Source organism: Streptomyces sp. NPDC001530, from assembly GCF_042894545.1.
Lineage (GTDB): Bacteria > Actinomycetota > Actinomycetes > Streptomycetales > Streptomycetaceae > Streptomyces.
Genome location: NZ_JBIAVS010000038.1, coordinates 51,929 through 73,418, shown reverse-complemented (window position 1 = coordinate 73,418; position 21,490 = coordinate 51,929). Strand labels below are relative to the sequence as shown.

16 protein-coding genes and 2 pseudogenes are annotated in these 21,490 nt (G+C 69.7%); 8 read left to right on the top strand and 10 right to left on the bottom strand.

All coding sequences use genetic code 11. From position 1 onward, the window contains the following. Positions 1-128: 128 nt before the first annotated feature. Positions 129-2,069 carry a protease pro-enzyme activation domain-containing protein gene (locus ACFY0T_RS46545; protein WP_388884626.1) on the bottom strand — a complete coding sequence of 647 codons (1,941 nt, stop codon included), beginning with the start codon at positions 2,067-2,069 and terminating at the stop codon, positions 129-131. A gap of 332 nt (positions 2,070-2,401) precedes the next feature. Between ACFY0T_RS46545 and ACFY0T_RS46540 the strand changes: the two genes are divergently transcribed. Both ACFY0T_RS46540 and ACFY0T_RS46535 read left to right on the top strand, forming a co-directional pair. Continuing rightward, positions 2,402-2,893 carry a sigma-70 family RNA polymerase sigma factor gene (locus ACFY0T_RS46540; protein WP_388884625.1) on the top strand — a complete coding sequence of 164 codons (492 nt, stop codon included), beginning with the start codon at positions 2,402-2,404 and terminating at the stop codon, positions 2,891-2,893. After that, positions 2,890-3,525, top strand: coding sequence for a hypothetical protein (locus tag ACFY0T_RS46535; protein ID WP_388884624.1), 636 nt, complete (start codon positions 2,890-2,892; stop codon positions 3,523-3,525). The genes ACFY0T_RS46540 and ACFY0T_RS46535 overlap by 4 nt, the downstream gene beginning before the upstream one ends. A gap of 95 nt (positions 3,526-3,620) precedes the next feature. Here the strand turns inward: ACFY0T_RS46535 and ACFY0T_RS46530 are convergent, their stop codons facing one another. Further along, on the bottom strand, positions 3,621-4,244 hold the full coding sequence (locus ACFY0T_RS46530) for a DUF305 domain-containing protein (RefSeq protein ID WP_388884623.1): 624 nt from the start codon (positions 4,242-4,244) through the stop codon (positions 3,621-3,623). Continuing rightward, positions 4,241-4,906 (bottom strand): DUF3105 domain-containing protein, encoded by a 666-nt coding sequence (locus ACFY0T_RS46525; RefSeq protein ID WP_388884622.1) that lies wholly within the window; start codon positions 4,904-4,906, stop codon positions 4,241-4,243. The genes ACFY0T_RS46530 and ACFY0T_RS46525 overlap by 4 nt, the downstream gene beginning before the upstream one ends. A 316-nt stretch (positions 4,907-5,222) precedes the next feature. Between ACFY0T_RS46525 and glnA the strand changes: the two genes are divergently transcribed. Then, positions 5,223-6,584 (top strand): type I glutamate--ammonia ligase, encoded by a 1,362-nt coding sequence (glnA, locus tag ACFY0T_RS46520; RefSeq protein WP_388884621.1) that lies wholly within the window; start codon positions 5,223-5,225, stop codon positions 6,582-6,584. On the opposite strand, the gene ACFY0T_RS46515 is transcribed toward glnA, so the two are convergent. From ACFY0T_RS46515 to ACFY0T_RS46495, 5 genes and pseudogenes are all read right to left on the bottom strand, one after another. Beyond that, the gene (locus tag ACFY0T_RS46515; RefSeq protein ID WP_388884620.1) at positions 6,581-7,603 is read right to left on the bottom strand and encodes a TolB family protein; all 1,023 of its coding nucleotides are present in this window, start codon (positions 7,601-7,603) and stop codon (positions 6,581-6,583) included. The genes glnA and ACFY0T_RS46515 overlap by 4 nt on opposite strands. Next, positions 7,600-8,926: pseudogene (locus ACFY0T_RS46510) on the bottom strand (MFS transporter). The gene ACFY0T_RS46515 and the pseudogene ACFY0T_RS46510 overlap by 4 nt, the downstream one beginning before the upstream one ends. Position 8,927: 1 nt before the next feature. Continuing rightward, on the bottom strand, positions 8,928-9,815 hold the full coding sequence (locus tag ACFY0T_RS46505; protein WP_388884619.1) for an alkaline phosphatase family protein: 888 nt from the start codon (positions 9,813-9,815) through the stop codon (positions 8,928-8,930). A 110-nt stretch (positions 9,816-9,925) separates the two neighbouring features. After that, a complete protein-coding gene (locus tag ACFY0T_RS46500; protein WP_388884618.1) occupies positions 9,926-10,366 on the bottom strand; it encodes a VOC family protein in 441 nt (146 codons plus the stop codon). 30 nt (positions 10,367-10,396) lie between these two features. Continuing rightward, positions 10,397-10,909 carry a pyridoxamine 5'-phosphate oxidase family protein gene (locus ACFY0T_RS46495; RefSeq protein WP_388884617.1) on the bottom strand — a complete coding sequence of 171 codons (513 nt, stop codon included), beginning with the start codon at positions 10,907-10,909 and terminating at the stop codon, positions 10,397-10,399. 192 nt (positions 10,910-11,101) lie between these two features. Between ACFY0T_RS46495 and ACFY0T_RS46490 the strand changes: the two genes are divergently transcribed. Then, on the top strand, positions 11,102-14,098 hold the full coding sequence (locus ACFY0T_RS46490; RefSeq protein ID WP_388884616.1) for a bifunctional [glutamine synthetase] adenylyltransferase/[glutamine synthetase]-adenylyl-L-tyrosine phosphorylase: 2,997 nt from the start codon (positions 11,102-11,104) through the stop codon (positions 14,096-14,098). 270 nt (positions 14,099-14,368) lie between these two features. Beyond that, a pseudogene (locus ACFY0T_RS46485) lies at positions 14,369-15,415 on the top strand (amidohydrolase); the annotation flags it as partial. A gap of 106 nt (positions 15,416-15,521) precedes the next feature. Here ACFY0T_RS46485 and ACFY0T_RS46480 read toward each other — a convergent pair. Together ACFY0T_RS46480 and ACFY0T_RS46475 are read right to left on the bottom strand one after the other, a co-directional pair. Next, a complete protein-coding gene (locus ACFY0T_RS46480; RefSeq protein WP_388884615.1) occupies positions 15,522-16,382 on the bottom strand; it encodes a phosphatase PAP2 family protein in 861 nt (286 codons plus the stop codon). 110 nt (positions 16,383-16,492) lie between these two features. Then, positions 16,493-17,527 (bottom strand): LacI family DNA-binding transcriptional regulator, encoded by a 1,035-nt coding sequence (locus ACFY0T_RS46475; protein WP_369246120.1) that lies wholly within the window; start codon positions 17,525-17,527, stop codon positions 16,493-16,495. Positions 17,528-17,993: 466 nt separating this feature from the next. Here ACFY0T_RS46475 and ACFY0T_RS46470 point away from each other — a divergent pair, with 466 nt between their 5' ends. The 3 genes from ACFY0T_RS46470 to ACFY0T_RS46460 all read left to right on the top strand — a co-directional run bounded on the left by ACFY0T_RS46470 (position 17,994) and on the right by ACFY0T_RS46460 (position 21,289). Beyond that, entirely contained in the window at positions 17,994-19,268 is a 1,275-nt protein-coding gene (locus ACFY0T_RS46470) for an extracellular solute-binding protein (protein ID WP_388884614.1), read from the top strand. Between the two features lie 97 nt (positions 19,269-19,365). Further along, on the top strand, positions 19,366-20,370 hold the full coding sequence (locus ACFY0T_RS46465) for a carbohydrate ABC transporter permease (RefSeq protein ID WP_388884613.1): 1,005 nt from the start codon (positions 19,366-19,368) through the stop codon (positions 20,368-20,370). 13 nt (positions 20,371-20,383) lie between these two features. Next, on the top strand, positions 20,384-21,289 hold the full coding sequence (locus ACFY0T_RS46460) for a sugar ABC transporter permease (protein ID WP_388884612.1): 906 nt from the start codon (positions 20,384-20,386) through the stop codon (positions 21,287-21,289). The last annotated feature ends 201 nt before the right edge of the window (positions 21,290-21,490 follow it).

The window sequence follows — 21,490 nt, the reverse complement described above, 5'->3', positions numbered from 1 at the left end:
CAGTCTTTGAGGGGGGTCTGGGGGCGTAGCCCCCAGGGACGGGACGGGCAGGGGCGGAGGGGGCGAAAAAACACGTACGCCCGCCCCCCGATCGAACGAGGAGCGGGCGTACCCGGTGTGATGGGGCGTCAGCGGCGGCTGTACGAGTCGACGTAGCCCGGGGCGGGCGAGCCCACGCCGGTGACGTCGTCGTAGCCCTTCACGGCCTGCAGGGAGCTGTCCTTGCCGAGGCTGCGGACGGAGGTGATGAGACCGTCCGCGGCGTCGTAGCCGTTCGCGAAGTCGACACGCGCCACGGCGAGCCCGGACCCCGTGGGGTTGTCCGTGACGTCGTGGTACGCCTTCGAGCCGTACTTGGCGTAGATGGCGGGGTTGGCGAAGCCGATCGCCTTGCCGCCGCGCGCCTCCTGGGCGAGGGCCTGGACGGCCGCGATCACCGGCGCGGCGAGCGAGGTGCCGCCGATCCGGTACTCGCTGTACTGCTCCGTCCCGTCCGGGAAGGTCTGCGTCTGGCCGACCTTGAAACCGGTGTTGGGGTCGGCGATCGCCGCGATGTCCGGTACGACCCGGTTACCGGCGGCGTTGTTCGCCTTGGCGAGCGCGTCCGGGACGACACCCTTCTGGTAGAAGGGCGCGGCGACCGTCTTGCTGGTGCCACCGCCCGCCCCCGAGGTGAACGCACCCGGGAAGCCGGTCCAGCTCTTGCCGTCGTCCGACAGCAGCGCCTTCTCGGTGCCCCAGCCGGTCTCCCACAGGTACTTGTCGCCCTTGCCGACCGCCAGCGAGGTACCGCCGACCGCCGTCACCCACGCCGAGTTGGCCGGGGTGTCGACCTGCTTCGTACCGGTGTTGGCGACCTCGTCGCCGTTGTCGCCGGAGGAGAAGTAGAAGCCGATGCCCTCGACCGCGCCGAACTGGAAGACCTGGTCGTAGGCGGCCGCGATGTCCGGCGTCTCGTTGGCCTCGATGTCGCCCCACGAGTTGGAGACGATGTCGGCCAGGTGACCGTCGACGATCTTGCCGAGCGAGTCGAGCAGATCGTCGTCGTAGCAGGAGGCGGCGCCCACGTAGGTGATCTCCGCAGCGGGCGCGACCGCGTGCACGGCCTCGACGTCGAGGGTCTCCTCGCCGTACCAGCCGGCCGCCCCGCACTCCTTGGTCTTCGTGTACTTCGCCGGCAGCACCTGACGCAGCTGGCCGCTGGTGTACGCCGCGTCACCGTGCTTGTTCGCATAGGTCTGCGCGTCGAAGGCGATGGTCGGCGAGGCGTACGCGTCGGTGATGGCGACCCGCACACCCTTGCCGGTGCGCGTGCCCGCGCCGTACGCGGCGCGCAGCTGCTTGCCCGTGTAGCCCTTGACGGCGTACGGGATCTTCGAGCCGTACGCGTCCGGCAGGGTGCTCGCGATGTTCGAGCCGTAGTACGAGGAGAACGGCCCGGAGTTCTTGAACACCGCGTCCGGAGGCGGCAGTTGGTCGTGGTGCGACGCCTTGTGGGGGGCGTTGTCCAGGCCGGTGACGGTCAGGACGGCACCGTTCAGGGCGGCCGGCGCGGAGGCCGTCTTGGACGGCGCCCGGTAGGTCTTGTTGCCCTTGGTGTAGTTGTGCAGTTGGGTGCCGAACGCCTTCTCGGCGGCGGCGACATCACCCGTCACGGAGATGTAGTGCTGCGTGGTGCCGGTGACCTTCAGGCCCGCCGACTTCAGCCAGGACGTCACCGCGGCGACCTGCGCCTTGGTGGCGCCGAACTGCCGCTGCGCCTTCTTGGCGCTCAAGTACTTCCCGTACGAGGCCGAGTTCGGGTCGGACACGGCCTTGGCGTACGCGGCCAGACGGGAGGCGTCCCGGCCGGCGAGGTAGACCCGGGCGGAGACCTGGGAGCTGTCGGACGTGGCTCCCTTGTCCGCCTTCGCCGTGGCCCACGCGGGCTTGGTGCCCGCGAGGGTGTCCCGGCTCGGGCCGTCCGCGGCATGGGCCGCGGGTATGCCGAGCGCCAGCGCACCGGCGAGCAGCGGCAGTGTCGCTGCCAGGCTCACTCCGGCGCGCGCTTTGGCGCGGTTGGATCTCATAGAACCCCCTGCGATGCGGTTCGTCGCATGTAGTGGTCGTTCGGTGAAACACGTAGATCCCCGCGCCGTACGAGGCCACGGGGAATGGATCACACGATGGGGGCCACTCTGGCGATGAACCGTTCATGCCAGGGGAATGAGAAGGCCAAGGAAACCCCAAGTGGCCGTGATTAGTGGTCATTTGGGGTGGTTTGGAGAGGGCCCTTGCCTACAATCGAGGGTTTTCCCTCTCCTCCTGCCAAAAGGGTTCTGCAAAGCGCTTTCTACAGAGGTCTTTTGCAAAGAGACCCGCTTTCGGTAAGTGCATCGAGACCCCACGGCGTGTTGGGGGTGTGAAGCAGCTGGAGTTCGAAGAGTTCTACCGGTGCGGCCGGGACGTCTGTCTGCGCGCGGTCCTCGCCGCGGTGGGCGACCGGCAGCTGGCCGAGGACCTCGTGGCCGAGGCGTTCGCCCGGGCCTGGGCGGCCTGGCCCCGAGTGCGGCGGCATCCCGCCCCGCGCGCGTGGATCGTACGGACGGCGCTCAACACCCGGATCTCGTGGTGGCGTCGGCGTCGGTACGAGGTCGCGCTCGGCGACCACGACACCGGGGCCGCCGAGCCGGGCGAGTCCGGTCTCGACCCCGCGCTGATTGCCGCGCTGCGTCAACTGCCCCTGCGGCAGCGGGAAGTGATCGCCCTGCGGGTCTTCCTCGACCTCGACACCGCGACCACGGCGAAGGCGCTCGGGATCGCCCCGGGAACCGTCACCGCCCATCTGTCGCGGGCCGTCGGGACATTGCGCGGCCACTTCGTCACTCTCAACACCCCGGAGGCGGGATCGTGAACGCAATCGATGACGACAGGGACGTACTGGACGCGCTGAGGAGTTCGCTCGACGACGTCACCATGCCCGTGCCCGTCGAGCACATCGTGGCCGAGGGCCACGCGGTCCGGCGGCGGCGCAGGCGCGTGGCCGTGGCGGCCGTGGGCGTCACGGCGATCGCGGGGCTCGCGCTCGGCGTACCGGGCATCGGCCACCCCTCGACGGCACCGCCGTCCGGGGGCGCCGAGCCCGCCGCCTTCACCGTCGCCAAGCGGACGGACGGCACGGTCGCGGTGACCTGGACCAAGGAGCAGTACTTCAAGGACCCGGCGGGGCTGCAGAAGGCGCTGCGCGACGCGGGGTTCCCCGTCCTGGTGAAGACCGGGGTGTTCTGCAAGGGGCCGGACGACCACACACAGGTGGACGAACACGGCTCGGGAGTGGGGGTCGAGGAGGTCGTGAAGCGGGAACGGCGGGACGACGACACCGTCGTCTTCATCTACGACCCCGCGGCCATGCCCGCCCACACCCAGCTCTTCATCGGCTACCTGGACCGGGCCCAGCTCGCCGTCACCGAAGGCCGCCCAGGTTCGGTGGAACGCCTGGTGCCGACCGACGTCGCACTGAAGTGCGGTACGGACTGGCGCAGTTGACCATCAGGCGGCGGAAGGGCAGTTGACCATCAGGCGGCGGAGGGGGGCGGACGGGTCCGGGGCGCTGCCCCGGACCCGTCCCACTCGCCGCGTCGCTAGTCGCGCGCCTTGGCGCCCCGCTCCTTCAGCATGTCCGCCATCAGCTTGATCTCCGACTGCTGGGCGTCGACCATGCCCTGCGCGAGCTTCTTCTCCACACCGACCTCGCACTTGGCGACGCAGCCCTCGGCCATGTGGATGCCGCCCTTGTGATGGTCGGTCATCAACTGCAGATAGAAGATCTCGGCCTGCTTGCCCTGCAGCGTGTTCAGCTTCTTCATCTCGGTGTTGGTCGCCATGCCGGGCATCAGCGCGCCGTCCTTGCCGGAGGCCATGTCACCCATGCCCATCCAGGTCATGGGCGCGTCCGAGGACACCTTCGGCAGCTCCCACAGGTCGAGCCAGCCGAGCAGCATGCCGCGCTGGTTGGCCTGCGTCTGCGCGATGTCGTACGCGAGTCGCCGTACCTCTTCGTTCTTGGTGCGGTCGCGCACGATGTACGACATCTCGACGGCCTGCTGGTGGTGGACCGCCATGTCCCGCGCGAAGCCCGCGTCCGCGGAGTCGGCGGTGGGCGCCTTCGTCCCGGAGTCGTCACCGTCGGCGACCGCGTAGGTGATCGCCCCGGCCGCGACGAGTGCGGCCGCCGCGGCCCCTGCGATCCATCCGACCTGCCTCACTGGGACAGACCGTTGGTGCAGGCGGCGCCCGGCTCGGGCGTCTGCTTTCCCTGGACGAACTCCGCGAAGAACTTGTCGATGTTCGGGTCGCTCGCGCCCGTCACCGTGCGCTGCTTGCCCCAGGCGCTGAGCATGATCGGGTCCTTCTGGTCCTCGACGGGGCTCATCAGCGTGTACGGGGTCTTCTTGACCTTCGCCGCGAGCGCCTTCACGTCGGCGTCGGAGGCCTTGCTGTTGTACGTCACCCAGACCGCGCCGTGCTCCAGGGAGTGCACGGCGTTCATGTTGTTGATCGCCTTGGTGTAGACGTCGCCGTTGCAGTTCATCCACACCTGGTTGTGGTCACCGCCGACCGGGGGCTCCATCGGGTACTTCACGGTCTTGCTGACGTGGGTGCGGCCGAGCGTGCCCTTCCAGGTCTTCACGCCGTCCGCGCCCGTGACGAAGTGCCCCGACGCCGCCTTCGAGTCGCTCGCCGTGTCGTTCTTGTCGGACTGCGACTTGACGAGGACGACGCCGCCCACGACGAGACCGGCGACGACGACCACGCTGGCGGCGATCGTGAGGATCCGGTTGCGACGCTCGCGGGACTGCTCGGCGCGGCGCATCTCCTCTATGCGCGCCTTGCGCGAGGCGTTGCTGCTGTTCTTGGCGGAGCCCATGGCGAGTCCTTTTGGGGGTGGGACGGAGGGGACGGACGAGATGGACGGGTTGCACTGATCGTAGTGGGAACGGGGGCGGGGTATGGGAGGAGGGCACAGGAAAGAGCCGGCCATTACGCAGGGGCGCCCGAGCAGGCAAGATGGGCGTCAGAGCAGGACACTTCCCGTACGCGAGGCGTTCAGGCCGTGGTCGCCCGGGCGATCAAGGTCCGCAACGCGCACGAAATGGTGTTGTGGTGGGATGCTCAGGTGCCCCGATCGTCCCCGAGGCGTGGGAGCAGGCGGCCTGACCAGCAAGGATGGGTGGAAGCGGAAGATGGACAAGCAGCAGGAGTTCGTGCTCCGGACACTGGAGGAGCGGGACATCCGGTTCGTACGCCTGTGGTTCACGGACGTACTCGGCTTCCTCAAGTCGGTGGCCGTGGCCCCGGCCGAGCTGGAACAGGCCTTCGACGAGGGCATCGGCTTCGACGGCTCGGCGATCGAGGGCTTTGCCCGCGTGTACGAGTCCGACATGATCGCCAAGCCGGACCCGTCCACGTTCCAGGTGCTGCCGTGGCGCGCTGAGGCCCCCGGCACGGCTCGCATGTTCTGCGACATCCTCATGCCGGACGGTTCCCCGTCCTTCGCGGACCCGCGCTATGTGCTCAAGCGCGCCCTGGCGAAGACCTCCGACCTGGGCTTCACCTTCTACACCCACCCGGAGATCGAGTTCTTCCTGCTGAAGGACCGCCCGCTGGACGGGTCGCGGCCCACCCCCGCCGACAACTCCGGCTACTTCGACCACACCCCGCAGAACGTCGGCATGGACTTCCGCCGTCAGGCGATCACCATGCTGGAGTCGATGGGCATCTCGGTCGAGTTCTCCCACCACGAGGGCGCCCCCGGCCAGCAGGAGATCGACCTCCGCTACGCCGACGCGCTCTCGACCGCGGACAACATCATGACGTTCCGCCTGGTCATGAAGCAGGTGGCGCTGGAGCAGGGCGTCCAGGCGACCTTCATGCCGAAGCCGTTCTCCGAGCACCCGGGCAGCGGCATGCACACGCACCTGTCCCTGTTCGAGGGTGACCGGAACGCCTTCTACGAGTCCGGCTCGGAGTACCAGCTCTCCAAGGTCGGCCGCTCCTTCATCGCGGGCCTGCTCAAGCACGCGGCGGAGATCTCGGCGGTCACCAACCAGTGGGTGAACTCCTACAAGCGCATCTGGGGCGGCTCGGAGCGCACGGCGGGCGCCGGCGGCGAGGCCCCCTCGTACATCTGCTGGGGCCACAACAACCGCTCGGCCCTCGTCCGCGTCCCGATGTACAAGCCCGGCAAGACGGGCTCGGCGCGCGTCGAGGTCCGCTCCATCGACTCGGGCGCGAACCCGTACCTGGCCTACGCCCTCCTCCTCGCCGCCGGCCTCAAGGGCATCGAAGAGGGCTACGAGCTCCCGCCGGGCGCCGACGACGACGTCTGGGCCCTCTCCGACGCCGAGCGCCGCGCCATGGGCATCGAGCCCCTGCCGCAGAACCTCGGCGAGGCCCTGGTCCTGATGCAGCGCAGCGAACTGGTCGCCGAGACCCTCGGCGAGCACGTCTTCGACTTCTTCCTGCGCAACAAGAAGCAGGAGTGGGAGGAGTACCGCTCCGAGGTCACCGCCTTCGAGCTGCGGAAGAACCTGCCGGTGCTCTAACCGACGTACGCAGGAGACACGGCCGCGGTGCTGATGCGCCGCGGCTTTCCTGTGCCGTCGGCCGGGACCGTGTAGAGGTCCGCGCCGTAGTCGCCGGGGAGGGCGTAGACGATCGTGTGGTCGTCGCGCCAGACGGCCTGGTCGTCGACGCTGCGGGACTCGGCGAGCGGGGTTTCGCGCATCGTGCGCAGGTCGAGCACGTACAGGTGCCAGGGGGCGTCCTGGGGGAGGCCCTTCACCCGCTTCTTGAAGGCGATGCGGGTGCCGTCGGGGGAGAGGGACGGGCACTCGACGTTCGTGTGCAGGGTGGTGACCCTACGGGTGCGGAGGTCGCCCCGGACCAGGTAGGTCTTGCCCTTCGTCGCCAGCGTCGCGTAGAAGGTGCGGTCGTCGGCGGCGAAGGTGACGCCCCAGAAGTTGACGTCCGCGGCGCGATAGGGGTGGCCGTCCTTCACGACGTGGTACGCCTCCAGGGACGGGGTCAGTTTCCCCGTACGGGTGTCCACGATCGCCGCGCGGGTCGAGAAGGCGGTGCCCGCGTACGAGTCGCCGCCCACGAAGGCCGTCCAGGCGGCGTAACGGCCGCTGGGGGAGACGCGGGCGCGGGACGGGATGCCGGGGACGTCGTAGCGGGCCGTCTCGTGGAGGTGTGCGTCGAGGACGACGGCTCGGTAGGTGTCCTGGACGGCGCCGTGCAAAGCCTGGAGGCACACGCCCGTGCCCGAGGCCGCGTAGAAGCGCAGGCACTTGACCTTGGAAGCGGTGCGCGGGCCCGCCGGGTCCGACGCCGCGACCGTCGTCAGCTCGTCGCGGTGCGGGCCCCACGCCATGTTGCGGAAGATCATGCGGCCGCTGTCGCCGGTCAGTGCGACCGTGCCCGCGGTGATCGTCGGGCCGCCCGGCTGGGTCTGGTTCCTGCGGTCGGCGCGGGCCGAGGCGTGCAGGACGGAGGCCGTGGCGACGCCCGCGAGGACGACGAGGGCGGAGATCAGGACCAGGATGCGGGTGCGCAGGGTCATGCGAGGCCTTCTGAAGGGGTCGGGCGGAGCCTGAGCGAGAACAGGGCGCAGAGGGCGAGGACCACGGCCGACGCGGTGAGCGCCGTACGGTCGCCCCACGCCGTCCAGGCCGCGCCGAAGCCGAGCGAGCAGACGAACCGGGCCAGCGCCTGCCCCGTCTGGACGAGCGCGAGCCCCGACGAGCGCAGCTCCTCGGGCACGCTGTCCGAGGCCGCGGCCATCAGCACTCCGTCCGTCGCCGCGTAGAAGCCGCCGTGCAGGACCAGGACGGCGTACGGCAGCGCAGTTCCGTGCCAGGAGGAGAGCAGGACGCCGTACGCGAGGAGCAGGGCGCCGTGGCCCGCCAGGAACACCCGCCACCGGCCGATCCGGTCCGCCAGCCGGCCGAGCGGGACGGCCAGCAGCAGGAACGTGGCCGCGGTGCCGAGGGGCAGCAGCGCGAACCAGCGGTCCGGCACGCCGAGGCGCCGCTGGAGCAGCAGGTAGACGAAGGAGTCGCTGACCGTCGCCAGGCCGAGGAGAAGGGCGCAGACGGTGAGGCGGCGAAGGTCGGGGCGCGCGAGGAGCGCCAGCGCAGCGCGGAGGGTCGGCCGGTGGCGGTGCGAGGCAGCGCCGCCTTGCGAGGCCGCCGCGTCCCGGGCATCGGCCATGCCGCTGGGCGCGCTCGCGTCGGTGTCGCCCGTCGTGTGCCGATCGGGGTGGGTGGCACGCTGCGTCGCTGCCGGGTCGCGGGCATCGGCCATGCCGCTGGGCGCGCTCGCGGGCGACCAAGGGCCCCAGCAGTGCGCCCGCCGTGTCCATGGCCCGGTGCACGCCGAAGGCACGGCCGCGCGTCTGAGGGGTGCTGGACAGGGAGATCAGTGCGTCGCGCGGGGCCGTGCGCAGGCCCTTGCCGGTGCGGTCGGCGGCGAGGATCAGCCCGATGGGGGTGAGGGTCTGCGCCACCAGGAGCAGGGGTTTGCAGGCCGCGGACAGGCCGTAGCCGAAGCCCGCGACCCACTTGTGGCGGCCCCCGTCCCGGTCCGCGAGATGTCCTCCGACCAGGCGTACCAGCGCCGAGAAGCCGTTGTAGATCCCGTCGAGGAGCCCGAAGCCCAGTGGCGACAGGCCGAGGCCGGCCACCAGGTACAGGGGCAGCACCGCCGTCACCATCTCCGACGAGACGTCGGTGATCAGACTGACCGTGCCGAGCGCCAGCACCGTGGGCGCGATCGCGGCGCGGCGCCGCCCGGCTCGGGGCCGGGCGGCGCCTTCCGCGGACGCTGCCGCCGTCCGCGTAGCCGGAGTCTCCGGCGTACTGGCGCGGCTGTCCGCTACGTACATGTCAGGACGTCCAGATACCCGTGATGTCCTTGCCGGAGGCGGCGTTGCCCGCGTGCGGGAGGCCGTGCATGTCCTCCAGTGTGCGCAGCAGGTCGTAGTGGTTGTAGGTGGTGGTGGACGAGGAGCCGGCGGTCACCTGCTGGCCGTAGAGGACCGTCGGGATGCGGTTGCCGGACAGCCGGTTGTCCTCGTCGAAGGTGACGACGAGCAGGCTGTTGTGGGTCTTGGCCCAGGCCGCGTACGCGCTCAGGTTGTTCTTCAGCCAGGTGTCACCCGTCGACACCGAGCAGTCGTGCATGTCGCTGCACTGGTTCGGCACGACGAAGGAGATCTGCGGGAGCGCCGAGTGGTCCGTCGGGAACTGCGCGAAGGTCTTGGCGCTCGACGTCGGTATGTTGCTGAAGCCGAACCACGGGTTGTGCTTGCGCGCGTACTTGCCGCTGCTGCACGTCGTGGAGCCCTGGCTGGGCAGCGTCTCGTTGTAGCTCGCCCACGTCTTGCCCGCGGCGATCAGCTCGGAGGCGAGGTTCGGGGCGGAGGAGAAGCCGGGCGTGTAGCAGCTGTCGTCCGTGATGCCCTGGGTGGCGCCGGAGAACAGGGCGAAGTAGTTGGGCTGGCTCGGGTGTGTCTCGGCGTACGACTGGGAGAGGTTGGCGCCGCCGGTCTTGAGCGAGTTGATGTATGGGGCGCTGGAGGAGCCGATGACCTGGCTGTAGGCATGGTTCTCGAAGACCACGACGACGACGTGGTCCGGGGTCGGGACCGTTCCCGCGGCGTGCGCGGTGGACGAGCCGCCGAACCCGGTCCACAGCCCGACCGCGGCCGCGGTGAAGGCGAGGGCGGACGCCACGACGGCACGACTGCGGCGGTACACGTTTCTGCCGGACACTTGGACCTCCGGTGGGGGGAGATACGACGGTGGCGGTGCGGACAGAGCATGTACACGCCAACATTCCCTCGCCGCACGCCCCCCAACCTGAGGGATGAAGAGCGGATGAACTACTGCCGCTGGGCGGCCAGCTCGCTCAGCAGCTGGTGCAGCGGCTCGGTCGCCCGCCGGCGGTACTCCTGGATCGCCCAGCCGTTCCCGTCCGGGTCCTTGAAGTACATGAACGTGGCCCCGTCCTGCGGCGCGAACTGCTGCGGCTCGGTGACCTCCAGGCCCCGGGCGGTCAGCTCCTCGTACGCCGCCTTGGCGTCGGTGACGCACAGCTGCATGCCGTGGTACGTCCCCGGCTGCGGCGTCCCCGTCGGCACCTGGAGTCCGTCCACGAGGGCGATGGAACATCCGGACCCGGGCGGCGTCAGCTGCACGATGCGTACCCCCTCCATCACCTCACCGTCCAGGTCGACGTGGAAGCCGACCTTGTCCCGGTAGAACTCCTTCGCCCGGTCCACGTCGGAGACCGGTAGCAGGATCACTTCGAGGGTCATGTCCATGGTGTGACTCCTTCGTCGCACGGAAGTGCCTCACGGGAACCGCCATCGCGTCTGGCTGAACGGCTCCCCCTTACCGAAGCCGAAAGCGGTCCGCGGCGCCACAGTGAAGACAAGAGAGGGCCCTTCCTGCCCCTGGAATGCGCCATCCCGTACGTCGAAGTGCCACTCGGCGCCGTACTTCTCCTCCCATGCCTTGGCCAGCCCGCGCAGCCGGGCGTCGTCGGTCACGCGCACCGCCTCACCCTCGACGACGAGGTCGTAGCCCTCGGCCCAGGTGTTGGTGCCGGTGGTCAGCACGACGTGCGGATTCCCGGCGAGATTGAGCGCCTTTCGTTCCTGCGCTCCCGTGGTGAAGTGCAGCGCCCCGTCCTGCCAGACGCCGAGCAGCGGCGTCACGTGCGGCCGTCCGTCGGGCCGCACCGTCGACAGCCAGTACAGCTCGGCCGCGGCCAGCCGCTGCACGGCCTGCGGCCAGGGGGTCGCGGTCGCACCGGGGCTGCCGTAGCGCGGGTCGAGGTCGGTCTGCGGTTGCGTGTCGGACATGGCTTCTCCTCCTCGATCGACATGGTCCCGTCGTACGGGAGACCGCGCACACCGGCGGAAGTCATCGGTCCGGGGCGTGGGCCGGGCGGGGTCCGGGCGTGGTCCGGGGCGTGGCCACCCGCTCCGGCGCTTCTTTCAAGCACTGCGGTTACGCTCAAGTTCGTACGACCTTGATCCGACAGGAGGCCGGGGATGACGGCGCCGGGGCGCAGGAGCACTACTTTTTCGCGGCTGCTGCGGCACGGCTTCACCGATCCCTCGGCCGCCGAGCGGCTGCTGGAGAGCGCCGAGCTCGCGCCCATACGGTCCGATCCGGTGCTCCTCGACGCGCTGGGCGCGACCGCCGATCCGGATCTGGCGCTGCGCGGGCTGGTCCGGCTCGTCGAGGCGCAGGACGGCCACATCGCCCAGCGGGAGCTGCTCGACACGCTGATCGCGGCGAAACCGCTGCGGGACCGGCTGCTCGGCGTCCTCGGGGCCTCCGCCGCGCTCGCCGACCACCTCGCCCGGCACCCGCGCGACTGGCATGCGCTCGTCACGTACGAGCCGCAGGACCTGCATCCTGGGCTGGCCGAGTTCGAGCGCGGGCTCGCCGAGGCGACCGACCCCGTCTCGCTGCGCGTCGCCTACCGGCGCTGTCTGCTGTCCATCGCCGCGCGCGACGTGTGCGGCACCACCGACCTCGCGCAGACCGCCGCCGAGCTCGCCGACCTCGCCACCGCGACCCTGCGCGCCGCGCTCGCCGTCGCACGGACCGCCGCGCCCGACGACGCCGCGCTGTGCCGGCTCGCGGTCATCGCGATGGGCAAGTGCGGGGGCTACGAGCTCAATTACGTGTCCGACGTCGATGTCATCTTCGTGGGGGAGGCCGTCAACGGGGCCGATGAGCGGAAGGCCATCCAGGCCGCGACTCGGCTCGCCTCGCACATGATGCGGATCTGTTCCGAGACGACCATTGAGGGCAGCATTTGGCCGGTTGACGCCAATCTGCGGCCCGAGGGGCGGAATGGCCCGCTGGTGCGGACGTTGAGCAGTCACCTCGCCTACTACCAGCGGTGGGCCAAGACCTGGGAGTTCCAGGCGCTGCTCAAGGCCCGGCCCGTGGCCGGTGACATCGAGTTCGGCGAGGAGTACGTGGCCACCCTGGCGCCGCTGGTGTGGCACGCCGCCGAGCGCGAGAACTTCGTCGCCGACGTGCAGAAGATGCGGCGGCGCGTCGTCGAGAACATTCCCGCCGCCGAGATCGAGCGTGAACTGAAGCTCGGTCCGGGGGGATTGAGAGATGTCGAGTTCGCTGTTCAGCTGCTCCAGTTGGTGCACGGGCGGGCCGATACGTCGCTGCGCAGCGGGACCACCCTCGATGCGCTGAAGGCGCTCGCGGCGGGCGGGTACGTGGGCCGTGCCGATGCCGTGCAGCTCGATGACGCGTATCGGTTTCTGCGGTCCATGGAGCATCGGATTCAGCTGTATCGGCTGCGGCGGACCCATCTCGTACCGGAGGGCGAGGCCGATCTGCGGCGTATCGGACGCTCGCTCGGGCTGCGCTCCGATCCCGTCGCGGAACTGAACCGTGAGTGGAAGCGGCACGCGGCCGTGGTGCGGCGGCTGCATGAGAAGTTGTTCTATCGGCCGCTGCTCGACGCTGTCGCCGCTCTCGCTCCGGGCGAGAGCCGGTTGAGTCCGGACGCGGCGCGGGAGCGGCTTGTCGCGCTCGGGTACGCGGATCCGGCTGCCGCGTTGCGGCATTTGGAGGCGCTGGCGTCCGGGGTCACGCGTAAGGCCGCGATTCAACGGACCTTGCTGCCAGTGTTGTTGGGGTGGTTCGCGGATTCCGCCGACCCGGATGCGGGGTTGCTGAACTTCCGGAAGGTGTCCGATGCGCTGGGTAAGACCCCTTGGTATCTGCGGCTGTTGAGGGATGAGGGCGCCGCGGCCGAGAACCTCGCGCGGGTGCTTTCGGCCGGGCGGCTCGCTCCCGATCTGCTGATGCGTGCGCCGGAGGCCGTGGCGCTGCTCGGGGACGGGGAGGGAGGCGGACTCGAACCGCGGACCCGGGCGCATCTGGAGCAGGAGATCCTCGCGGCCGTGGGGCGCGCCGGCGGGGGCGAGCAGGCGGTCACCGCGGCGCGTGGGGTGCGGCGGCGGGAGCTGTTCCGTACGGCCGCGGCGGACATCGTCGCGTCGTACGGCACCGAGGAGACGCCGGCCGTCGCCGACCAGGGCGCGTTGGTGGATCTGGTCGGCGGTGCGGTGTCCGATCTGACAGCGGCGACGCTCGCGGGGACGCTGCGGGCCGTGGTGCGGGACCGGTGGGGGGAGACGCTTCCCACGCGGTTCGCCGTGATCGGGATGGGGCGGTTCGGGGGGCACGAGCTCGGATACGGATCCGATGCGGATGTGCTGTTTGTGCATGAGCCCCGGGAGGGGGTGGAGGAGCAGGAGGCGTCGCGGGCCGCTAACGCCGTGGTGTCCGAGATGCGGCGGCTGCTGCAGGTTCCCAGTGCGGATCCGCCGCTGTTGATCGATGCGGATCTGCGGCCCGAGGGGAAGTCCGGGCCGCTCGTGCGGACGTTGAAGTCGTATGAGGCCTATTACCGGCGTTGGTCGTTGGTGTGGGAGTCGCAGGCGCTGCTGCGGGCCGAAGTCGTGGCGGGGGACGAGGACTTGGGGCGCCGGTTCATTGAGCTGGTCGATCCGTTGCGGTATCCCGCGGAGGGGCTGGGCGACGAGGCCGTGCGGGAGATCCGGCGGTTGAAGGCGCGGATGGAGTCCGAGCGGATGCCTCGGGGCGCGGATCCCACGCTGCACACCAAGCTGGGGCGGGGCGGGCTGTCCGACGTGGAGTGGACCGTGCAGTTGCTGCAGCTGCGGCACGGGTGGGTCGAGCCGGGGCTGCGGACCACGCGGACGCGGGAGGCGCTGGCCGCGGCGTGTGCGGCGGAGCTCATCTCCGGGGAGGATGCGGCGACGCTGGACGAGGCTTGGGTGCTGGCTACGCGGGTGCGGAATGCGGTGATGCTGGTGCGGGGGCGTGCCGGGGACACGTTTCCCTCGGACGGGCGGGAACTTGCCGCCGTGGGGCGGTACTTGGGGTACGGGCCTGGACACGTCGGGGACATGCTCGACGACTATCGGCGCACTACGCGGCGGGCTCGGGCCGTGGTGGAGGAGCTGTTCTACGGGGCGTGAGCCCTCCGGGAGCCTGCGGTTCGCCTGCCGCCGGGTGGTGGGTCGGGGTCGTGCCGGTACGTCCGCCCCGTCGCCGGTTGCTACGGGGCGTGAGCCCTCCGGGAGCCTGCGGTTCGCCTGCCGCCGGGTGGTGGGTCGGGGCCGTGCCGGTACATCCGCCCCGTCGCCGGTTGATCTGACGTTGCCCTATGGGGAGCCGTTTCCGGATCCGGGCGTAAGCGACGGGGCATTTGATGTACCGGCACGGCCCCTACCGTGCGGTCGCGGCTGCGGGTGCCTGGGGGCCGGTGTTCACGGCTTGCGATGGAGCTGGTCGCCGAGGACATGCCCCGGCCCTCGTACGAGGAGCGGCGGGCCCGGCTCGTCGAGCTGCTCTCCGCGATGGCCGCGACCGGGCTGACCGGGGCGCACGCCATGGACCTGGGGGATCCGGAGCTGGTCGGTGCCGTCGCCGAGGAGACCGTGCTGCCGGTGCGGCTGCGGTTCGCGCCCTGGTGCATGCCGGGGGCCGACGAGGACGCGCTCGGCGAGCTCGTGGCACTCCAGGGGCGCGGCGGGCGGCACTGGAGCGTCAGCGGCGTCAAGTTCTTCATGGACGGGACCGTGGAGGGCGGTACGGCCTGGCTGGAGCACGCCGACTGCCACGGGCAGGGCAGGCAGGCGTTCTGGCCCGACCCCGCCGCGTACACCGCCGCCGTACGGCAGCTGCACGGGCCGGGGTCCGTACGGCCACGCACGCGATCGGGGACGCGGCCGTGCGGCACGTGCTCGACACGGTCGAGGGGCTCGGGGCCGGAGGGCGGTTCGCCCACCGGATCGAGCATGGGGAGACCGCCCCGGACGGCACGCTCGCGCGCTTCGCGCGGCTCGGCGTCGTCGCGTCGATGCAGCCCCCGCACACCGCGTACACGCGCGGCGACCACGGGGACGAGTGGTCGCGGCGGCTGGGGCCCGAGCGGGCCGGCCGTGCCTGGCGCACCCGGGACCTCCGGGACGCCGGTGCGGTGGTCGCCCTGGGCTCCGACTGGCCGATCGCCCACTACGACGTGCGCGGCGTCCTGGCGACCGCGCGGGCGCCCCTCGGAGCGGCCTCGGCGCGCGGCGGGCTCACGGGGCTCCAGGCGCTGGAGGGCTGCACGACGCACGCCCCCGTCGCCGCCGGGGAGGCCGACGTGGTCGGCCGCGTCGCTCCCGGCTTCCGGGCGGACCTCACGGCTTTCGGACTGGACCCGGTGGAGGCGCCGGCGGACGAGGTTGCCGAGGCGCCCCGTGCGGCTGACGGTGACCGGAGGGTGCGTCGTCCATCGCGGGGCCTGAGCTCGCTCGGCACCGCCGGACACCGCCGTGGCGGCTGAGCCCCGTCGCGCGGAGCTGTTGAGGGGCCCGCACCTGGCGGTGCGGGCCCCTCAACACGTTCACTCGATCAGACCTTCACCGGCACCAAAGGTGCCCCCCGCGTCCCCGGTACCCAGCGCGGCAGCGCGTACGGCAGGGAGCCGTACCACAGGCGTGCCACCAGGAAGCCAAAGGTGAGGCACAGCAGGCCGCCCACCGCGTCGAGCCAGAAGTGGTTGGCCGTGGAGACGATGACGACGAGGGTGGCCGCCGGGTAGAGGAGGCCGAGGATCCGGGCCCACGGGGCCGAGGCCAGCGCGAAGATCGTCAGGCCGCACCACAGGGACCAGCCGATGTGCATGGAGGGCATCGCGGCGTACTGGTTGGACATGTGCTTCAGGTCGCCGGAGGCCATGGAGCCCCAGGTCTGGTGGACGAGCACCGTGTCGACGAAGCGGCCGCCGGACATCAGGCGCGGCGGCGCCAGCGGGAAGAAGTAGTAGCCGACCAAAGCCACCGCGGTGGTGGCGAAGAGGGCCAGCCGCGCTGCCGCGTAACGGCCGGGGTGGCTGCGGTACAGCCACACCAGGACACCCAGTGTCACCACGAAGTGCAGCGTGGCGTAGTAGTAGTTCATCCCGATGATCAGCCATGTCACCGAGTTCACGGCGTGGTTGACCGACCGCTCGACGGCGATCCCGAGATGATGCTCCGCCTGCCAGATCCAGCCCGCGTTGCGCAGTGCCTCGTGCTTCTGCTCGGGCACGGCGTTCCGGATCAGCGAATACGTCCAGTAACTCACCGCGATGAGCAGAATCTCGAACCACAGGCGGGGGCGACGCGGGGCCCTCGAGCGACGCAGGAAGTCCTTACCCGTCTTCTCCTCCGCGACGGGCCGCGGAACGGTCCGCTCCTGGCCTTCCAGTGTCGTCACGGTCGTCTCACCCATAGGCACAGAGTCTGCCAGAAAAGCGTTCCCTCACCGATCATCCCTTGGTCGGGTCCTCGTCGCACGTTCTACACCGAGAGGAGTCCAACCAGTGCCCTGCTCACTCCTTCTCAGGGACGATTCCGGTCCCCAGGGGCAGAAGCGGTCGAACCACGCACCACCAGCTCCGGCATGAACACGAATTCACTGTGGGGCGCCGGGGTCCCGCCGATCTCCTCCAGCAACGTACGCACCGCCGCCTGTCCCATCGCCGGGACCGGCTTGCGGATCGTCGTGAGCGGCGGGTCGGTGAAGGCGATGAGCGGGGAATCGTCGAAACCCACGACCGAGATGTCCTTGGGGACCTCCAGGCCGCGCTGGCGCGCCGCCCGTATCGCGCCCAGGGCCATCATGTCGCTGGCGCACACGATCGCCGTGCAGTCACGGTCCATCAGCGCGCTCGCCGCCGCCTGACCGCCCTCCAGCGTGTACAGCGAGTGCTGGACCAGTCGCTCCTCGATGTCGGCGGGGCTCAGGCCCAGCAGCTCCTGCATCGTGCGCACGAAGCCCTCGATCTTGCGCTGCACGGGCACGAACCGCTTGGGACCCAGGGCAAGTCCGATATGGGTGTGCCCGAGCGAGACGAGGTGCGTGACCGCGAGGGCCATGGCCGCACGGTCGTCCGGCGAGATGAACGGCGCCTGCACCTTCGGCGAGAAACCGTCGACGAGGACGAAGGGGACACCCTGGGCGCGCAGCTGGTCGTAGCGCTGCATGTCCGCCGAGGTGTCGGCATGGAGGCCGGAGACGAAGATGATCCCGGCGACGCCGCGGTCCACCAGCATCTCCGTCAGCTCGTCCTCGGTGGAGCCGCCCGGGGTCTGCGTCGCGAGGACCGGTGTGTAGCCCTGCCGGGTCAGCGCCTGGCCGATGACCTGCGCCAGGGCAGGGAATATCGGGTTCTCCAGCTCCGGGGTTATCAGGCCCACGAGGCCCTCGCTGCGCTGTCGCAGGCGGACGGGGCGCTCGTAGCCCAGTACGTCGAGCGCGGCCAGGACGGACTGGCGGGTGGTAGCGGCGACGCCCGGCTTCCCGTTCAGGACGCGGCTGACAGTCGCCTCGCTGACCCCCGCCTGGGCTGCGATGTCGGCAAGCCGTGTGGTCACAGGATTGGACTGTACCGGCCGGCCCTCACCCTGCCCACCAACCAGACGCCGTGTGCGGGCGGTTGATCGGCCCGTTCCGGGCTGCTGCGTCATCGCGCTCCCTCGTGTTCTGGTCGGCTCGGCGTCCCGTGCGTGCGCCGCGGGAAGGGGTGGCTCCTGCAAGCGCTGACGGGGAGATGATCCCCGTACCCGACAGCTATGGCAAGAGCTTGCAGAGTCTTGCACAGCGGCTCCCATGTCTGCTGAGCGGCCTTTTACCAGGGCTTCGCGATCAAGAGGGAGAGGTCACGGGCGGGTAACTCTCAGCGGTTCTTGCACTTTTTTGCTGCAAGGTCTTTCGTCGCGCTTACAACGCTGTTACGTTCACGTCGCCCGGCGGACGCAACGGCGCAGTCGGCAAGTCGGCAAGAGGAGCGGGCGGGACCGCTGCCTCAACCACTCGGGCTTTCACCCTCAAGGAGATCTCATGCGGCGTGGCATAGCGGCCACCGCGCTGGTGGCGTCCTTCGCCCTCGCGGCGACGGCCTGCGGCGGCAGTGACAGCGGCAGCGACAAGTCGGACGGCCCCACCACCATCACCTGGTGGGACACCTCCAACGCCACCAATGAGGCGCCGACGTACAAGGCCCTGGCCAAGGAATTCGAGAAGGCCAACCCCAACATCAAGGTCAAGTACGTCAACGTCCCCTTCGACCAGGCGCAGAACAAGTTCGACACGGCCGCCGGCTCCAAGGGCGCCCCGGACATCCTGCGCTCCGAGGTCGGCTGGACCCCCGCCTTCGCGAAGAAGAGCTACTTCCTGCCGCTGGACGGCACCGAGGCCCTCGCGGACCAGGGCAAGTTCCAGTCCAGCCTGATCGAGCAGGCCAAGTACGACGGCAAGACCTACGGCGTGCCGCTGGTCACCGACACCCTCGCGCTGGTCTACAACAAGGCCCTCTTCGAGAAGGCCGGCATCGACAAGGCGCCCACCACGTGGGCCGAGCTGAAGACCGACGCCGCCACCATCCAGAAGAAGACCGGCGTCGACGGCTACTGGGGCTCCACCCAGGCGTACTACGCGCAGTCCTTCCTCTACGGCGAGGGCACCGACACGGTCGACGCCACCGCCAAGAAGATCACAGTGAACTCGGCCGCCGCGAAGAAGGCGTACGGGACCTGGCAGGGCCTGTTCTCCGGCAAGGGCCTGCACAAGGCCGACACCACCGCCGACGCGTACGCCCACATCCAGGACGCGTTCGTCAACGGCAAGGTCGCCGCGATCGTCCAGGGCCCGTGGGAGATCACCAACTTCTACAAGGGCTCGGCCTTCAAGGACAAGGCCAACCTCGGCATCGCCGCCGTCCCGGCCGGTTCCACCGGCAAGGCGGGCGCCCCGACCGGCGGTCACAACCTCTCGGTGTACGCGGGCTCGGACAAGGCGCACCAGGAGGCCTCGCTGAAGTTCGTGAAGTTCATGACCTCGGCGAAGTCCCAGGAGACCATCGCCCTGAAGAACTCCACGCTGCCGACGCGCGACGACGCCTACACCGCCAAGGTCAAGGCCGACCCGGGCATCGCCGGCTACCAGGGTGTGCTCTCCGCCGCCCAGCCGCGCCCGGCGCTGCCCGAGTACAGCTCGCTCTGGGGCCCGCTCGACACCGAGCTGCCGAAGATCGCGGGTGGCAAGGAGTCCCTGGACAAGGGCCTGAGCAACGCGGAACTCGCGATCGCCAAGCTGGTCCCGGACTTCAGCAAGTAGTCCGTGTGGCCGTCGGATCTGCCTGAGTTGGGGGGACAGATCCGGCGGCCACCGGCTGTGTGCGCCCAACTCCTGATTTTGCAGAAGGTGTCGAACCATGACAGTCGCCATCGACCGAGCGACCGGCAAGCGCCGCGGTGACCGAGCACCGCGCCCCGGCCGGCTGCAGCGTCTGAAGCACTCGTACCAGAAGTACTGGTACGCGTACGCGATGATCGCCCCGGTCGTCGTCGTACTCGGCGGGTTGGTGCTCTATCCGCTGGTGCGGGGCCTCTACCTGACGCTGACGGACGCCAACAGCCTCAACTCGGCCCGCACGATCGGCGTCAATCACATCGACGCCACCTACAAGTTCATCGGCCTCGACAACTACAAAGACATTCTGTGGGGCCCCACCTCGTACGACCGCTTCTGGTCGCACTTCATCTGGACGATCGTGTGGACGGCGCTCTGTGTCGCGCTGCACTACTGCATCGGCCTCGGTCTCGCCCTGCTGCTCAACCAGAAGCTGCGCGGCCGGACCCTCTACCGGCTCATCCTGGTCCTGCCGTGGGCCGTGCCGACCTTCGTCACCGTCTTCGGCTGGCGCTTCATGCTCGCGGACGGCGGCATCATCAACTCCATGCTCGACGCGGTGCATCTGCCGTCGCCGCTGTGGCTGGAGGACACCTTCTGGCAGCGGTTCGCCGCGATCATGGTCAACACCTGGTGCGGTGTGCCGTTCATGATGGTCTCGCTGCTCGGCGGACTGCAGTCCATCGACTCCACGTTGTACGAGGCTGCCGAGATGGACGGCGCGAGCCCCTGGCAGCAGTTCCGGTACGTCACCCTGCCGGGTCTGCGGTCCGTCAGCTCCACCGTCGTCCTCCTCGGCATCATCTGGACCTTCAACCAGTTCGCCGTCATCTTCCTGCTGTTCGGCACCACCGCCCCGGACGCGCAGATCCTCGTCACCTGGGCCTACTACCTGGGCTTCGGCCAACAGCCACGCGACTTCGCACAGTCGGCGGCCTACGGCATGCTGCTGCTGGCCATCCTGATCGTCTTCACCTCCTTCTACCGCCGCTGGCTGAACCGCAATGACCAGCAGCTCGCGATCTGAGGCAGGAGCCCCCATGAGTACCACCACCCTGCAGACGCCTCCGGCCGACCAGGTCCCCGCGTACGACGAGCCCCGCAAGGCGCGCAAACGCGGTGAGCGCAGCCTCGCCGGCTCCCTCACCTCCCACGGCATCCTGATCGTCGCGAGCCTGATCGCGCTGTTCCCGGTCGGCTGGCTGGTCTTCCTGTCCCTCGGCCCGGACAAGGACGACTATCTGCACCCCGCGGGCATCTGGGACAAGATGACGTTCGACAACTACTCGTTCGTGTTGCAGCACACGAACTTCTTCGAGTGGCTGAAGAGCTCCCTCATCGTCTCGCTCGGCACCACGGTCATCGGTGTGATGGTCGCCGCCACCACCGGCTACGCGGTGTCCCGCATGCGCTTCCCCGGCTACAAGAAGTTCATGTGGGTGCTCCTGGTCACCCAGATGTTCCCGATCGCCGTGCTCATCGTGCCGATGTACCAGATCCTCTCGGACCTGCAGCTCATCGACAGCTATCTCGGCCTGATCCTCGTCTACTGCTCGACCGCCGTGCCGTACTGCGCCTGGCTGCTCAAGGGCTACTTCGACACCATCCCGTTCGAGATCGACGAGGCGGGACGCGTCGACGGGCTGTCCCCCTTCGGCACCTTCTTCCGACTGATCCTGCCGCTCGCCAAGCCGGGCCTGGCGGTCGCCGGTTTCTACAGCTTCATCACCGCGTTCGGCGAGGTCGCCTTCGCCTCGACGTTCATGCTGTCCGACACGAAGTACACCTTCGCCGTGGGACTGCAGAGCTTCGTCAGCGAGCACGACGCGCAGCGCAACCTGATGGCCGCCACCGCGGTTCTGGTGGCGATACCCGTCTCCGCGTTCTTCTACCTCGTCCAGAAGAACCTGGTGAGCGGCCTCACCGCGGGCGGAACGAAGGGCTGATCCGCCCACGTCGCCCGAAGGCTCCCGTGCGCCCGGCGCGCGGGTGGCGGCCGCGGTGCCCATCCGACCCCGCCGGCACCGCGGCCGCCTCATCACCTCCGCCCCCAGACGCAGCTATGACCCGAATTCCTCCCCACTCCCGGCTTCTCTCCCAGTGCCTCAAAGGCCTGGGAGGACTCGCGGAGCGGGGGACCCCCATCG

Coding starts and splice junctions, on each gene's coding strand:
- ACFY0T_RS46545 (WP_388884626.1), bottom strand. CDS start 2,069: ATGAGATCCAACCGCGCCAAAGCGCGCGCCGGAGTGAGCCTGGCAGCG.
- ACFY0T_RS46525 (WP_388884622.1), bottom strand. CDS start 4,906: ATGGGCTCCGCCAAGAACAGCAGCAACGCCTCGCGCAAGGCGCGCATA.
- glnA (WP_388884621.1), top strand. CDS start 5,223: ATGGACAAGCAGCAGGAGTTCGTGCTCCGGACACTGGAGGAGCGGGAC.
- ACFY0T_RS46515 (WP_388884620.1), bottom strand. CDS start 7,603: ATGACCCTGCGCACCCGCATCCTGGTCCTGATCTCCGCCCTCGTCGTC.
- ACFY0T_RS46500 (WP_388884618.1), bottom strand. CDS start 10,366: ATGGACATGACCCTCGAAGTGATCCTGCTACCGGTCTCCGACGTGGAC.
- ACFY0T_RS46495 (WP_388884617.1), bottom strand. CDS start 10,909: ATGTCCGACACGCAACCGCAGACCGACCTCGACCCGCGCTACGGCAGC.
- ACFY0T_RS46490 (WP_388884616.1), top strand. CDS start 11,102: ATGACGGCGCCGGGGCGCAGGAGCACTACTTTTTCGCGGCTGCTGCGG.
- ACFY0T_RS46480 (WP_388884615.1), bottom strand. CDS start 16,382: ATGGGTGAGACGACCGTGACGACACTGGAAGGCCAGGAGCGGACCGTT.
- ACFY0T_RS46470 (WP_388884614.1), top strand. CDS start 17,994: ATGCGGCGTGGCATAGCGGCCACCGCGCTGGTGGCGTCCTTCGCCCTC.
- ACFY0T_RS46465 (WP_388884613.1), top strand. CDS start 19,366: ATGACAGTCGCCATCGACCGAGCGACCGGCAAGCGCCGCGGTGACCGA.
- ACFY0T_RS46460 (WP_388884612.1), top strand. CDS start 20,384: ATGAGTACCACCACCCTGCAGACGCCTCCGGCCGACCAGGTCCCCGCG.